The organism is Neobacillus massiliamazoniensis (genome assembly GCF_001048695.1).
In the GTDB taxonomy this organism is placed as follows: domain Bacteria; phylum Bacillota; class Bacilli; order Bacillales; family Cytobacillaceae; genus Neobacillus; species Neobacillus massiliamazoniensis.
This window is the reverse complement of record NZ_CVRB01000001.1, coordinates 652494-667353: the sequence shown is the minus strand read 5'-3', so window position 1 is coordinate 667353 and position 14860 is coordinate 652494. Positions and strand designations below refer to the sequence as shown.

The following is a 14860-nucleotide window of genomic DNA, read 5'->3' as shown; positions in this document are numbered from 1 at the left end:
GGGGCAGGGGAGACCCCGCAGGCGCATTAGCGCCGAGGAGGCTCCCCGGACCGCCACTAGAGCGGAAATCAACAGACAAAGTTTTACAGACCATTAGGAATGATCGTCATTTGGCGATCATTTTTTGGTAAGCTGAGATAATCTATTTTTCGCATTGGTGATATATGGTGTCAAGAGGATAGATAAAGAAAATAGAATCTCGCTGTAACCCTAAAGAAACCTACTAATTCCCAATGATTCTGCACTTGAAATTCATGAAAAATTCATATAAAATTATTCTTTTGATGGAATTATCTAAAAGGATACCGCTTCTTTTTCCTTTCTTAACAATGAAAAAACATTTTAACACTTTATTCTGGGATAACAACAAGAGAAATCAAAGGTTATTTAGGGGGAGAAAATCTATTGAAAATGCAACAAGTTCTACAAAATATGGTTGGCGCAACAAATGATTTCCTTTGGTCAAAATTACTAATTATTATGCTTATTTCTTGCGGGATTTATTTCACATTTAAATCGAAATTTGTACAGTTTCGAATGTTAAAGGAAATGGTCCGTGTTTTAATGGAAGGGAGAAATGGTTCTAAAGACAGCATTTCCCCATTTCAAGCATTCTGTATAGGTATGGCTGCTCGTGTTGGAACGGGTAATATCACAGGAATTGCGATTGCGATTGCATTAGGCGGTCCCGGAGCGGTATTCTGGATGTGGCTTATTGCTGTTATTAGCTCAGCGTCCAGCTTTATTGAAAGTACGTTAGCGCAAGTATATAAAGTAAAAGATAAAAATGGTTTCCGCGGCGGCCCATCCTATTATATGCAAAAAGGATTAAATAAACGTTGGATGGGAGTATTATTCTCCATTTTAATTACGGTTTCTTTCGGACTTATATTCAATTCTGTACAATCAAATACCGTTACATTGGCTTTTGAGAACTCATTTGGTACAAATCGTTTAACTTTAGGGATTATCATGGCACTTGCTTTCGCTGTAATTATCTTTGGCGGTGTGACCCGGATTGCAAAAATGGCTGAATACAAGGTTATGATTCTAGCAGTTTTATACATTGGTGTTGCATTATTCATCATAGCTACGAATATAACAAAAATGCCGGAAGTTCTTTCTCTTATTGTGAAAAACGCGTTCGGCTTTCAACAGATAGCAGGCGGTTCAATCGGAGCTGCGATTATGAATGGTGTTAAACGTGGTTTATTCTCGAATGAAGCTGGTATGGGGAGTGCGCCAAACGTTGCCGCAACGGCAACAACAAGTCATCCGGTGAAACAAGGACTTATTCAAGCATTAGGCGTATTAACGGATACACTGATCATCTGTACAAGTACAGCATTTATTATTTTACTTTCTGATGCTTACAAACAACCAGGGCTAAGTGGTATAGCACTTACACAAGCAGCATTAAGTGAACACCTTGGTTCCTGGGCATCAGGCTGTCTTGCTATCTTTGTTTTCCTATTTGGATTCGGTGCGTTAATTGGTAACTATTATTATGGGGAAACAAATATTCGATTTTTAAGCAAAAGTAAAGTATGGTTGATGATATACCGATTTAGCGTGATAGCCATGATTGTATTCGGTTCGATTGCAAAGGTCCAGCTTGTATGGGATCTAGCGGATTTATTTATGGGCTTTATGTGTATTATCAACTTGATTGCTATTACATTTCTTTCAAAAATTGCCTTTGCTGCGTTACAGGATTACATGAAACAGAAAAAAGCTGGTAAAGATCCTGTTTTTTATAAGGATAGCATTAAAGGTATTGAAAACATTGAAGGTTGGGAGTATTCACAGGATTCTTCAACTTTAAAAAAGGCAAATAACATGTAATAAAAAAAGATATTCAGACTGCAATATGTCTGAATATCTTTTTTTGGGATATATATCTTCAACTAAAAGCCAAATTCAACAATGGATAAACTAAATTACTTGAATCATTTCCACTCTGTTTCCAAACGGGTCTCTGAACTCAAAACGTTTAAAGCCTGGTATTGGTACTGCTTCAATTATTTGAATGTTATTTTGTTCTAATACATTTCTCCAGAATGATAGATCTTCTACTTGATAAGCTATATGAGCTTTTGTAGTTAATCGGTCAAAACCATCTTCTGTCCCTACATGTACGTCTCTATCTCCGACTTCTAACCAGAATCCTCCACGCCCCTTTAATGATTCGGGTTTTTCTTTCTCAGGTAGACCGAGAATTCCACAATAAAAATTTTTGCCCTCTTCTTCAGCACCTTTTGGAATAGTAATCTGAACGTGATGTAAACCAAGAATCATAGAATCCCCACCTATTATTTTTAATCGAAATTTGGAACATTTTTCTGGAATACCAATTACTTTTGATAATGTAAATCCTCTTGTTTTTATTTTATTTTCTTCAATGCGATAAGTAAAATATTTATTTATTATATTGTTTGATAAGTATTGCTTATGGATAATAACGGTTCAGGTCCAAGAAGGAATATTTAAATATAACGTTGAATTTAGCTATGATAATGGAATTGATCAAAATTGTTTAGTCATTGAATGTAAGGAGGAAGAGCTAATGAAAAAAAGCAGTATTATTTTCTTTGAAAGAAAATTTCCAAGTGCAAACATGGTCCTTATTAAGGATCAGCTCCCGATCCTTATTGATACTGGTTTTGGAAGTGATGTGAAAGATACAGAGCGATTAATTAAAGAAGTAGGTGTTTCACCAGAAGAATTACACCTTATTGTGAATACGCACTATCATAGTGACCATGTAGGAGGCAATTTTTATCTTCAAAAAAATTATAGTGTTTCGATTTCTGCTCATAAATGGGAAGCCGATTTAATTAATTCTTGTGACCCTGAAGCTTGTAGTGCAGAATGGTTAGATCAGCCTGTAGAACCATATCGAGTTGATAGAAAGCTCTCAGATAACGATGAGATTAGTACAGGAAGTAGGACCTTAAAAGTCTTATACACACCGGGACATACGTTAGGGCATATTTCCTTATATGAACCCGAAGAAGAGATATTAATTTGCGGGGATCTCTTTCACAAAAATGATATCGGATGGTTAAATATCTTTCGAGAGGGTGTGTCATCGATCCAACGATCTATAGAAAGTCTAGATCGGTTGTCCATGCTTCGGATCGGGCAGGCATATTCAGGACATGGACCTCAATTGGAGAATCCGCTTGCTGCCATTGATGCAGCAAGGCAACGGTTTGAAAAGTGGCTCAGGATGCCAGAAAAAATTTCATGGCATGCCTGCAAGAGGATTTTTTCATTCACATTAATCATGAAAAACGGATTGGCAAAAGAAGAAATGGATAACTACCTACTAAAGTGTGGTTGGTTCCAAGATTTTGCACGCTACTCTTTCCAGCTTCATCCTGAAGAGTTTATTCAAATCCTGCTCGATGAAATGATTCGTTCCGGAGCAGCAAGCTGGCAGAATAATTATTTAATCGCCACCACCCCATACCAAGCACCACAAAAGAAATGGATGAATCGGAACATAAAGCCGAAAGATTGGAAACCTCAAGATTTTCTCATCTAACTAAAAGCCCAGCTTAAAAGTAAAAAATTCCGGGGGAGATTTATAGCCCATTAAAAGTAGGCGATAAAATTTCGTTTGAACGGACTTTTTCAGTAAGGGATGTTGAATTATTTACAGAGATTTCAAGAGATGAAGGGATTCATCATAGAACCCCAGATGAACGGGAAGACTTGTATTTCAAGGCTTATTTTAAATAATCTTCAACTTTTACGAATTTATATCCGCGTTTTTGAAGGATAGGGATTGCATCCTTAAGACCTTCAAAAGTTTCTCCCTCTGGATGATTCATATGCATGATGACAATAGATCCAGGCTTAGCGGATAGAAGGGCATTTTTTACCTGCTGGCGATTAAAGGTAGCTCCCGCATCTCCTAAGATGTCATAGTTCAAAGGTTTTTGACCTAACTCATAAACAATCTTTACAGCTACATCATCAAAGAAGGCAGTCCCCGGGCGGAAAAACTTAGGTGTCCGACCTGTCAGCTTTGCAATCTTTAACTTGTTCATATAGACTTCATCCACGACTTCGGCAGGGCTTGAAGTACCTTTAATGCCCCATGCAGACTTACCACTCACAGATAATGGTTTATGAAGATATCCATGGTTCTCGATTTCAAATTGCGGAATTTTAGACAATTCCATAAAGCGTCCATAGTTCGCATCAATCCATCTTGCATTAATAAACAAGGTAGCAGGAATATGATGTTGCCGTAAGTAATAAATTAACTCAGCATCATAACCGCTTCCTTTAGGACCACCGCAAGCATCAAAGGTTAAGGCAATGACTTTTTCGTGTGTATTTAAACGGGTGATCACACCTGGGATTTTTTCTCCCCAAAGTTTCGGCTTTTGACCCGCATACTTCTTTTGAATATGGGCTTTCATTTTGTCAAAATCAGTTTCGGCTTTTACCATTGTAGAGTCGAAAGTGCTTAACACAAAAAACAAAAAAAGAGGAATCACTATTACTTTTGACCTCATTATGAAACATCCTTTCAGTGAACTTCCTCTTTATTTTTTTGTTATAACCTTCGTGAAAAACGTGGAAAATCCCACCTATAAAGGAGGGTGCTTCCAACTTAGTAAGTGGTTATAGTTTGACCATTTTTATTAATAAAATCAACATCATATCCCTTTTTTAAGTAGCAACGGAATAAATGTTTCATGACATTTCAGATGCAATATCATTGAATGTAATTTACCACCTAAAGGAGCAGGAGTAGAAGAAGGTATATGTATTTGAATATTGAATAATTATTAATATATGAAAAATATAAAAATTCAGATTTTAGTTAATACTACAAAGGAGTAATTAATTTGAGTGAACTTAAACTGATTAATACTTACAGAAGCGAGCTTCAAAATTATTCATTGGAACAGCTAAGATATATATCGGAAGAAGGGGTTTGGTCTATTGGGCAAATGTATGACCATTTAATTCTTGTTGCCCGTGAGTATCTTGATAATATGGAAACATGTGCTACCTTAAAAGATAAACAACCCCTTGGAAAAACGGAGTTTGGTGAGTATTTATATAAGATCGGAGGGTTTCCACCAATTAAAATAAAATTACCGGATGAACTAAATACCTCACCTAATAATTCGGATAGCAAGGACGACCTTATTAGCAGAATGGATCAGGTAATTCTAAGGTTGAGCCAATGGGAATCGAAAGTGGATAATATAAACGCTAATTATAAAGTAGAGCATGGAGGGTTCGGCTGGCTGAATGCAAGCGAATGGTATGAATTGGTTGGTATGCATTTTCGTCATCACTTGCGCCAAAAGGATGAGTTAGAACAAAGGCTTGTTAAGTAAACGGGGTGCAAGAGTTTAAGATCAAGCTGCCAGTAACGGCAGCTTTTTTTCTTGCACTAATAGACAGTTTAGTTGGAGAAAAGGACTTATTTAGTGGTACATAGAATAATAATTGATGTGGGTTATTAACAAAAAAATCCAGGAGGAACGGAGAGAAAATTTTGCCATTATTACAAAATATCATTTCCATAACTGTTATAGTCTTGATAGTTACTGGAATTTTATCGATTTTTTCTATGAAAAAAGAAAAGTTGGATAAAGGATTTACATTTAATTATTTTAAATTAAGTTATCGAAGAAAAATGATTCGTACACTTTGGATGCTCCCTATTGTGTTTATATCACTAGTTGCTATTAATTGGTACGCAGATTTGAGTTTTAATGAAAATCTTATTATTTCAATTATCTTTTTAACTCTTTTCTTAATACAGTTGGCTTATAACTATAATAAATGGAAGAAATATGAAAGGTAATAAAATCTAAATAAATCATTGTGAAGTAAAACACTTAAAGTAACGGGTTCGGTGATCCAAGAAGGATTAACGCTTATTTTAAGAATTAACGCTTATTTTTGTGGAACTTCAGAGTGCTATTGCTATTATGGCAGCTAGTAATGTATTGGGGGTAAGTCCAAAAAACGGCATGATAGATAGAAAAAAAGTTAAGAGGGGTTTGGAAACAATTCGAGGGTTGAGGGGCTATCTGGGAAAATACAAATAGTTCAGCAATCGGTCCTGTTGAGGAACGTTTTCAATAAAATTGGATATTTCTGTTGAAATAAACTATAGAACGAGGTTGTGAAATTTCTCACTTATACTAACGGGGCAGGTTAGTTGAACAATCGTCATTAGCTTTTTTTCAACAATCGGGCCATTTAATGGAATAAGGGGTTTACCTACGAAAAATCGAATATTCCCTTACAGAGCTCGGAAAATCTCTAGAACCCATTTTATCGGAGCTTTGTAAAAGGGGTGGTAACTATGCGAAACTATGACTAGTTTTGTATAGGATTACAAGAATAGAAGAGAATCGCTATATATCTCCATCAAATTCTTATAAAACTTTTATCATAAAAAAACTTAAATATCCCCTCAATTTAATTTCTTCTCATGTCCAACTAAAACAAAAATAAAATGTTTTGTTTTTTTTTGTTTGTTTTACTTTTTTTACGTGGGCTTTACTTATTATTTATATTTTGTTAATATGTCCCATTTACAATTAGGTATGTACTTATAAAGTCTCATTAAAATAGGAGGATAAATAATTGTTATAAACAAGCTAACTTAATAGTATTTTCTGAACATCGTCGAAATGAACTGATGTATCTTCCTGAAGTTGAAATGGTTAATAATTTATGATGAAAAGAGGATCAACATTATGAAAAACGATAAATCACAGAAAAAAAATAAAAATAGTGGTGTTTTTGAAAAAGAAATGAATCGACGAGATTTTTTACAGGGGACAACGAAAACAGCTGGACTTGCCCTCGGCTTCTCGCTTTTTCCGTTTGGTGGTCTTCAATTGAATGGAGGGCAAACAGCCCTTGCTGCAGCCAATAGTAATGTCATCACGATATCGAATCTTGAACAAGGGACAGGCTTGTTCAAAGTTAACTTCCAAGGTACAGGATGGGAACATTGGTCCTCGCACTCTGTTAACAATAAAACAGGCGCCTACTTTGAATTTGAATTTATAGGAGATCAATTCCGTCTACTGGGAGAAAAAGATGCCGGAGACGGGATTGCCGCTATCTCTATTGACGGGGGACCGGAACAAAAAGCAGACTTGTATGCACCTAGTAGACAAACAGGTGTTTATTATGAAAGCCCTGAACTTGAAGCGGGGAAACATAAAGTAAAAGTAACTGTTACCGGCGCGAAGAACGCAGCGGCAAGCAATTCGTTTGTCAGCTTAAGTCAAATTGAAGTGAACATTCCTGCAGATATTTCTTTCATCCACTTAGTCCAAGCCGATGTTCAGCTGGCTGGATTTATTGAGGAGGGTACCCATACTCCTGTCATGATTCGATTGAATGAAGTATACAGCGATTTTGTACCGAAAAGCATGAACATTCATTTTGATACATCCATTCTCAAGGTTAAAGATTTGACAGGAATGCAAGAGGGATTGCAAGCACAGATGACGGAAGTCTCCAAAAATAAAATCGTAGTCAACTTCACAACTGGAAATCCTTTAAAACAACGAAAGACGGTCAATCTTGCGAAACTAAACGTACAAGCGAAAGGTAAAGTAGGTAAAACTGGCAGCATCACGATTAAAGACCTTGTTGTAGCGGATGCCAATGGTCAGGAAACTGTTATTTCGGAATTGAAAGTGGACATTTCCATCACGAGAAAATCCATCATGACTTTCAACGTCATTAGCGATACTCAAGGGGATACCGTGGATTTTGATACCGCATTGAAGCAAATGAATATCATCAACCCTTATTCCAAAGCGCTGGTTATTAACGGTGATATTACAAACTACGGCGATCCCAAAGAATTTGACGCGGTACGCAATATAATACATAACAATGCAGTTCCTTTCAATATCATTCCTTCCATCGGAAATCATGATTTGTACAGAAGACAGGATAGCGTAGAGGTCAGGTTTCAGCGTTTTTATGATTTTGCTGGAGTGGACAAGCCATACTATGAGCGTAAAGTTCAAGGTATTCCATTTTTAGTGTTGGGTGTCGAAAACAATGCAAATTTCTCCCCAGACCTTGAATATATGAGCGATGATCAATTGAATTGGTTGCGCGATCGATTGGAAAAGTATTCGAAAGAAGCCAAACCGGTTTTTATCGCGTCCCACCATGTCCTTCGCGACACCGTCTCGGGCTCGCACAAAACGTATTTGGGAGACTATCCGCGGCAAGCAGAGCTTATGGATATTCTCGGGGATTACCCGAATATATTCGTGTTTACGGGCCATTCACACTGGTCTTTGGATTTGCCAGATTGGGCGGTAAATGTTAAAGTACCGGGCGGTAATAAGAAAGGCATTACAGTCGTTAACTGCGGTGGCATTCAAACCGGATGGATGCCGACGAATCCGGAACCCGGAGAAATGATTTCCCCAGAAGGCGGCGCTTTTAATCAAGGCTTGCAAATACATGTATTTGAGGATGAAGTTGTCATCAAAGGCCGGAATTTTAGAACCAACAGTTGGATGCAGGAGTACATTGTGCAAATCGATAAATAACAGTTTGAAAAATGTTATTTGAATAGGAGGAAATTAGAATGTTACAAAACATAGGGATTCCTGGTTTGATTTTAATACTTGTGCTTGCGTTAATAATTTTCGGACCCTCCAAGCTACCGGAAGTTGGACGGGCTTTTGGACGCACGTTAACTGAATTCAAGAGTGCAGCCAAGGGGTTAGTATCTGATGCAGATAAAGAGGAAGAGAAAAAGGAAGAAAAAAAAGCCTGAATTAAAGGCGGTTGAAAAGAAGCAGGAGAAATCAGCAGTTTCATAATCATATATAGACGAGGCAACTCGTCTATTTCTTTTTTTCCAAGATTGTTTATAAGATAAAGCTAATAAGTAATTACTTCAATATAGGATATATCCCAAAGAACTAAGAAAATATATAATAAAGCATTTTAATAATGAAAAGTCTCCAGTTTATTTAGGGGATATTAATTGAGACCATATTCAACAAAACGGGCGCAATTCTGCAGCAAGAATTACGCTCTTTCTTTATGTTAAGGGCCAGATTGTTGAGCAACACCTTTTAAAATAAAACTGGATATCTATGTTTCATTTTAGAAAAGATTGTGAAAAAACGTACTTAAAGTAACTGGCAGTTTAGTTCAAGTAGGAATCGATATAATTTTTGTCGCAGGTTACTATAATACGAACGATAAAAATAACTATAGACGGTCTGTATTCTGAATATTTATAAAACAATAGATTTAGTTTATAATTCAGCTATAATAAATTTTTTTAAAAGGGATTTTTATGGAGCTAATTACAGGTAAGGTCATAATAATATCTCTATTTTTATTAATAATCACAATGATTGAGACATTAGCTTATTCAACAAGGATTTCGGGAGTAAGGGTAAAATTAATTGCAACTGCATTATTTTTGTTTGGTACATTGGTAATTGTCTCAAGGTTTTCCACTATGATACAACAACCTCTAACAGCAAAGCTTATTGCATATGTACCCGAAAATTCAAACCCATTAAACTACATAGAGGGACAGTATAGAATTTTGATTTGGGTAACAACTTTTGGAGTATTGTTTGGAATACTTCTTTTTCCGACATTCATAAATATCTTTTCACGAGCCATTATTCAATTATCAAATCAAAGTGGTTCAGTCATTGCACTATTTATTAAGCATTTTAACCGAAAAGGCTTTAAAAAAGTTTTTATGTGCTTCAGACTACCAAGATTGACATATCTGAAGGGTATTACCTTAAAAACAATACCAAAAAGGCTCTTTGTAATTAATGTTATCATTTCTGCTGTATTTACTATTGGGGTTCTTTCTTCTATATATGCTTCAATGTTAGTTCCGAAGTATTCGCAAGCTGCATTAATGTCATCTGGGATAATAAATGGTATAGCAACTATTTTATTGACATTGTTTATAGACCCTAAAGCTTCCGTGTTAGCTGATAGAGTAATGAAAAAACAATCGGATTATATTTACTTAAAAAGTTATTCATTGACTATGATTAGTTCTAAATTCTTAGGAACAATTGCGGCTCAGCTGCTGTTTATACCTGCGGCATATTATGTGGCTTGGTTTGCTAAGTGGATTTAATGGATGCTTGTTCAACTATCGGGTAGCGTTAGTTGAAAATCGTGGCTGTCATCGGGGCAGCTTTTCTTTTTGTACTAACAGGCAGTTTAGTTTAATAAAGAGAAAAATTGTTATTTATAAATATTTTAGAATTGATTGAATAATCGCTTGTTCTCAATCGATGCTACTTATGATACATTTAGATTAACAGAATTTAACATTTAATTATACAACCCTACAATTAGAGAAAGTTAGATTAAGGAGGAGAATTGTGCCTTTAGAAAACGGTGATGTAGCTTTAGTTGTTTATGTTGTATTTATGATAATTTCTTTGATTATTAGTTATGTTTTTGGTTCAACAATGATTAAAAAGACAGGGGTATTTGGTGTACATACATTTATTGCCAGCGCGCTTAACTTTTTATTGGGATTTTTTGCGATTTTAGGTTGGTTTAACTTTTCTTGGCATATAAATGAATTTATGTTTTTTGGAGGGCTATTATTAGGAATAGTTATGTTGTTTATAAGTGAACTAACTTTAATTTTAGTTTTAATAATTAAGCGAAAAAAGATGATACAAATATACAATGCAAATGTAAAAACCAATAGTTAATTTTCCCCAACAATATTTAAACCATCACAAGTATTAAAAGGAACTCCTGTATACTGGGAGTTCCAAGAAACATCTTTTTTTATTGTGAAGGATTGTACTTAAAGTAAACCAGCTAATAGTTTGTCAACATTTTTTATTAAAAACTTAAAATGTTTCATGATATACTAAAAATGTGCATGCCAAATAACCTTCCTAAATTCTACTTTTGGAAGGTTTTGTATTGATTAGTTTTCCAAGTAAGCTTGAACCTGACTTTCACCTTTAGCTACATCCAGACCTACGACTGGATTCATTTTTAAATCTCCTCCTCCAATAATGAAATTCACCGGTACCCCTAATCCTTCTTGCAGTATCATAGCTTCGCTTGTTATACGAGATCAATGTCCCAACCAGCCTCAAACATGTTCCTACAAGTAGGGGGCGAACTGTTTACTTTACGGGATCTAAGCCCCACGGGTGCTTACGTTCTACCCCGGCTACCGTAATAATAAAACCATATAAAAAATGGTCAACCAGAAATATCTGGTGACCTTATAATACGAACGGGTGCTTGAGTTTAATAAAGAGTTGCTGAGGCAACTCTTTTTCTTCTTCCGCTAACGTGGCAGGTTAGTATAATAGCGGTTGGAAAATATTTGTATACAACAGAAGAAGCTATATGTTACAATTGGTGTAAATTTACACTTCGCGGTTATGGTTGGAAAATATAAGTGACGTTTGTAGGCGGATATTTTTTATTTTCTTTTATATCGAAAAGGGCAAAAAGAATATAGTTATAAAGGTTAAGAAATCGATGCTAAAAAACGCCTTCTGATTATCATAAAAGGAATATATGTTGTTTTGTTTAATGTTTATAGGAGTATTTCATTATAATGATATGAATGTAAAATTACCAATAAATAGTAGATTATTATTTTTAACGAAAGAGGTGAAATATGAGAAAAAAAGTAATTAGTATCATAATTATCTGCTTATACTGCTTTCCGTTTGTTTATTATTCTATGTATCAAGATATTACTAATCGCTCATTGTATGGATATTTGATTTTAATTGTAGGAACTTCGGTACTTTCTTTCCTTAGTGATTTTTTTGGCAATTTCAAGCTTATTATTATTGGAAATTTAGTGTCCATAATCATTTCGTTCTGTTTTATTCATTGGATGGGATTCGATGGAAGACCGTATGGATGGGCTGATGACTATTTTAAGCCGTTTGGGGTAAATCTATCTTTGTTTGTGTTTAGTTTGCTAAATTTGATTCCTCAACTACTTGCAATGTTCATAGCAAAATGGATAAAACCAAATAGAAAAAAAACACTCAATTGAATCAAAGCTTATCCTTAGTTTATATCGCTGTTTTATTAAAAAAGCTTGTCAATAATAAGTAAATAATCTTAATGTTTGTTCTGCTAACGGGTAGCGTTAGTTTAAGTACAATTAAGTGATCTTAGGATTCAGACATATCATTTTTATTCCATTAAAGGGTAGCTTAAGGTAAAGAATTAGGGTTCCTTGCAAACAATTTCAAAGAATGCTATTCTAAATATGAATTATTTTTGTTCGGTGTAAAGGATAGCATTAGTAAAACTTTTCGTCTTGATGATCACTGAGAGCAAGGATAGTATGGGTGACTGGAAGGATGTTATTTATTGCAATATGCTTGGTTAATAACCGAGTAAAATGATTAAAACTAACCAGATAGGTAACTCAATCTAGAATAATAATGGGGTGATTTTATGAGTAAAGCTAAAGGAAAAGGTGGAACAGGGAGAGGAACGGACAAGAAGGGGTGGAATCGTTGGCAAGCTAGTTCAAACAAAAAAAAGAGTGCAAAACCTTATATAAGTAAAGGTACAAAAAAAACGGATGTTGAAAATGACCCTACGAGCAATAGTTAAAGTCACTTAACCGAAATATAGCGAATACTGAATAAATACAATTATTTAATGAACCAACGTGTGCGAGCTCCTTTAAAGGAGTTCGCTTTTTTCTTTTTCAGCTAACGGGCAGGTTACTTCAAGAAGGAATAACAGTTTTATGTAAAGAATTTATAATAAAAGTTAGTTGTAAATTGTTTAAAGGAGATTAATTATGAACCCCATTAAAGCTCAAATTAAAGAACAAATAGTCGAATTTCCAGAATACCTATCTCCATTAAAAGTACATTCCTTAAAGTATCTAAAATACTCGTCTTGTATAGACTTGAACGACACCATACAGATAGCCCACGAACCTTGGAATGGTGTCTATAGTTTTGCAATCCGTCTTTTTACACCTGCCAAGAAAAGTTGGATAAGCAACTATCAGAAGAAATTTGGACTTGTTATACCTAAATTCTACAAAGATTTTTTACTCATTACCAATGGATGCAGTTTTTATGGATTAGACCTATTTGGTTTGCCTCCCTCTATACAAAATGAAAATGTATTAAACCGTACAGACCCTGAACCACTTGATTTATCTACAGCTAATGTATATTGGAAAAATGGTTATATAAATACACAAGAGTTTTTTCATTTTGGCGGAAGACAATTTAGTGATGACGAAAATATCGGTTATTTTATAGAAGGTAAAAATAAAATCCACGCTATAAAAAAAGATGGCGAAATACTTTTTAGTAGGGATACCTTTACAGATTTCTTAAAAGATGAATTGGAAATTTCTGAGTCAATTATGAAAGAAGATATTCCAGAGGATTGGTGGAGTTAATTGACATTTCTTCTTCAACTAATATTATGTATTTTTTATAAGGAGTTAAATTGATGCAATCTTGTATTTCAATTGGAAAAATAACTGTTAACCTCCCTGACCATAGTTCAAAAGAATTTTTTATCTTTGAGGACTTAGCATCATTATTTAATTTGGAATCTAATTATGAAGCTGAAAGTTTTATAAAAGAGAGAATAAAAGAAAACGGTATTACGAAGAAGGTTGATATTGATTCAGAAAGCGACTTTGTTTCAATACGAACTAGAAATGCCAGTGTAATTTTAGATATTGCAATCCTGATTAATGAAATTGCAAATGTACCAATCAATAAGGAATTATTAAAAGAATTAAATGAGAAACTAATGGCTTTTAAGCCACCAAAGAAACAGCAATGGGGAATAGGTGATATTTTTTCAATTCCTTTATCAGACAATACCTATTATTTTGGACAAATTATTTGTGTCGATATTGAAACACCAGTCTGTATTATCTTTAACTTAAACAAAAATCACTTTAGTCTTGTTGAAATTACAGAATTAATATCGGCGGAAGTATTAGGTGCGTTAGGTTTCATTTCCGACAGAATCAATAATTTTACCTTTAAGGTAATTAATAATTTACCTTTACTAAGGCAAGTTGACGATAAGGTTAAAAGAAATCCTTTAATATATTCTCAATATAGCAGTATTGCTATTATAAATTTTTGTGAAGAAATTAAAAGGAGTGGAACAAGCTCTACATATTGGGGATTAATTGATAATAAAAACTACCTCAAAAAATTGAATTGTGAATAATTACACTTAAAGTAACGGGTGCAATAGTTCAACAAGTTATGATCGATTTTAGGACTAAATACATATTTTCGTTATTCCATTAAAGGGCGCGATTGCTGAACAGTGAGCAGTCGCTTTTTTACTAGGCGAATCCGAATAGTTCTATTAATGATTGAATTAAGAAACCTAGCTAATCTCTAATGTGAAGGTAGCTAGGTTTTTTAAGTTAGATGTGCAAAATAACACTTAAAATATACGCAAATTATTGATCAAAGTGACAAGTCTATTGACATTTTCCAATTGAGTGTACCTTATTGATAAGACTACGATTGTAATGTGTCAATGGAATTTTATTACACCGTAAATAAGAACAATAAAGTTTAGTAGAAAGCAGTGTAATACAATCTTGTGAGTAGTGTTTAGTTTTATCTCAGACGTAGAATCGTTCTTCACATATTTTCCTTCACCGAAAAAACCGAGAGAAGGATTATTTTTTACTTTTATAGCGTAGCGCTGAATATACCATACTGATACTAGGTATATTTATCATTTCAAGATTTTCCTTTTGTAGTTTCACTGTCTTCTATTATTCAATAAAATTTAAGATATCTAGTTCGATTACTAGGATGAT

At 34.5% G+C, this 14860-nt stretch carries 14 protein-coding genes and 1 pseudogene; 12 read left to right on the top strand and 3 right to left on the bottom strand.

The annotated features are described in order from the left end of the window. The first annotated feature begins 411 nt into the window (after window positions 1-411). Window positions 412-1845, top strand: a complete 1434-nt coding sequence (locus tag BN1082_RS03260; RefSeq protein WP_090633117.1) for an alanine/glycine:cation symporter family protein — start codon at window positions 412-414, stop codon at window positions 1843-1845. Between the two features lie 90 nt (window positions 1846-1935). On the opposite strand, the gene BN1082_RS03255 is transcribed toward BN1082_RS03260, so the two are convergent. Next, on the bottom strand, window positions 1936-2298 hold the full coding sequence (locus BN1082_RS03255) for a VOC family protein (protein ID WP_090630786.1): 363 nt from the start codon (window positions 2296-2298) through the stop codon (window positions 1936-1938). Window positions 2299-2566: 268 nt separating this feature from the next. On the opposite strand from BN1082_RS03255, the gene BN1082_RS03250 reads away from it, so the two are divergent. Next, window positions 2567-3550, top strand: a complete 984-nt coding sequence (locus BN1082_RS03250) for an MBL fold metallo-hydrolase (protein ID WP_090630783.1) — start codon at window positions 2567-2569, stop codon at window positions 3548-3550. A gap of 38 nt (window positions 3551-3588) precedes the next feature. Then, window positions 3589-3737 (top strand): annotated as a pseudogene (locus BN1082_RS28075) (hotdog family protein); the annotation flags it as partial. Here BN1082_RS28075 and BN1082_RS03240 read toward each other — a convergent pair. Further along, a complete protein-coding gene (locus BN1082_RS03240; protein ID WP_425412122.1) occupies window positions 3735-4436 on the bottom strand; it encodes a polysaccharide deacetylase family protein in 702 nt (233 codons plus the stop codon). The pseudogene BN1082_RS28075 and the gene BN1082_RS03240 overlap by 3 nt on opposite strands. Before the next feature lie 432 nt (window positions 4437-4868). Here BN1082_RS03240 and BN1082_RS03235 point away from each other — a divergent pair, with 432 nt between their 5' ends. The 6 genes from BN1082_RS03235 (at window position 4869) to BN1082_RS03205 (ending at window position 10748) form a co-directional block, all read left to right on the top strand. Further along, window positions 4869-5369 carry a DinB family protein gene (locus tag BN1082_RS03235; protein ID WP_090630778.1) on the top strand — a complete coding sequence of 167 codons (501 nt, stop codon included), beginning with the start codon at window positions 4869-4871 and terminating at the stop codon, window positions 5367-5369. Window positions 5370-6273: 904 nt separating this feature from the next. After that, window positions 6274-6363, top strand: coding sequence for a winged helix-turn-helix transcriptional regulator (locus BN1082_RS03225; RefSeq protein ID WP_090633113.1), 90 nt, complete (start codon window positions 6274-6276; stop codon window positions 6361-6363). A gap of 383 nt (window positions 6364-6746) precedes the next feature. Further along, entirely contained in the window at window positions 6747-8579 is a 1833-nt protein-coding gene (locus BN1082_RS03220) for a DUF4073 domain-containing protein (RefSeq protein ID WP_090630775.1), read from the top strand. Window positions 8580-8617: 38 nt separating this feature from the next. Beyond that, window positions 8618-8809, top strand: a complete 192-nt coding sequence (gene tatA / locus BN1082_RS03215) for a twin-arginine translocase TatA/TatE family subunit (protein WP_090630772.1) — start codon at window positions 8618-8620, stop codon at window positions 8807-8809. Between the two features lie 531 nt (window positions 8810-9340). Next, window positions 9341-10156: a lipid II flippase Amj family protein gene (locus BN1082_RS03210; protein WP_090630769.1), complete on the top strand. Its 816-nt coding sequence runs from the start codon at window positions 9341-9343 to the stop codon at window positions 10154-10156. Between the two features lie 250 nt (window positions 10157-10406). Continuing rightward, window positions 10407-10748 carry a hypothetical protein gene (locus BN1082_RS03205; protein ID WP_245640292.1) on the top strand — a complete coding sequence of 114 codons (342 nt, stop codon included), beginning with the start codon at window positions 10407-10409 and terminating at the stop codon, window positions 10746-10748. Between the two features lie 224 nt (window positions 10749-10972). Here the strand turns inward: BN1082_RS03205 and BN1082_RS28475 are convergent, their stop codons facing one another. Further along, window positions 10973-11104, bottom strand: coding sequence for a hypothetical protein (locus BN1082_RS28475; protein ID WP_281176984.1), 132 nt, complete (start codon window positions 11102-11104; stop codon window positions 10973-10975). A 1379-nt stretch (window positions 11105-12483) separates the two neighbouring features. On the opposite strand from BN1082_RS28475, the gene BN1082_RS03195 reads away from it, so the two are divergent. The 3 genes from BN1082_RS03195 (at window position 12484) to BN1082_RS03185 (ending at window position 14250) form a co-directional block, all read left to right on the top strand. Then, window positions 12484-12645 carry a DUF3934 domain-containing protein gene (locus BN1082_RS03195; RefSeq protein WP_090630763.1) on the top strand — a complete coding sequence of 54 codons (162 nt, stop codon included), beginning with the start codon at window positions 12484-12486 and terminating at the stop codon, window positions 12643-12645. A 193-nt stretch (window positions 12646-12838) separates the two neighbouring features. After that, a complete protein-coding gene (locus tag BN1082_RS03190) occupies window positions 12839-13456 on the top strand; it encodes an SMI1/KNR4 family protein (protein ID WP_090630760.1) in 618 nt (205 codons plus the stop codon). A gap of 53 nt (window positions 13457-13509) precedes the next feature. Further along, the gene (locus BN1082_RS03185; protein WP_090630757.1) at window positions 13510-14250 is read left to right on the top strand and encodes an Imm26 family immunity protein; all 741 of its coding nucleotides are present in this window, start codon (window positions 13510-13512) and stop codon (window positions 14248-14250) included. The last annotated feature ends 610 nt before the right edge of the window (window positions 14251-14860 follow it).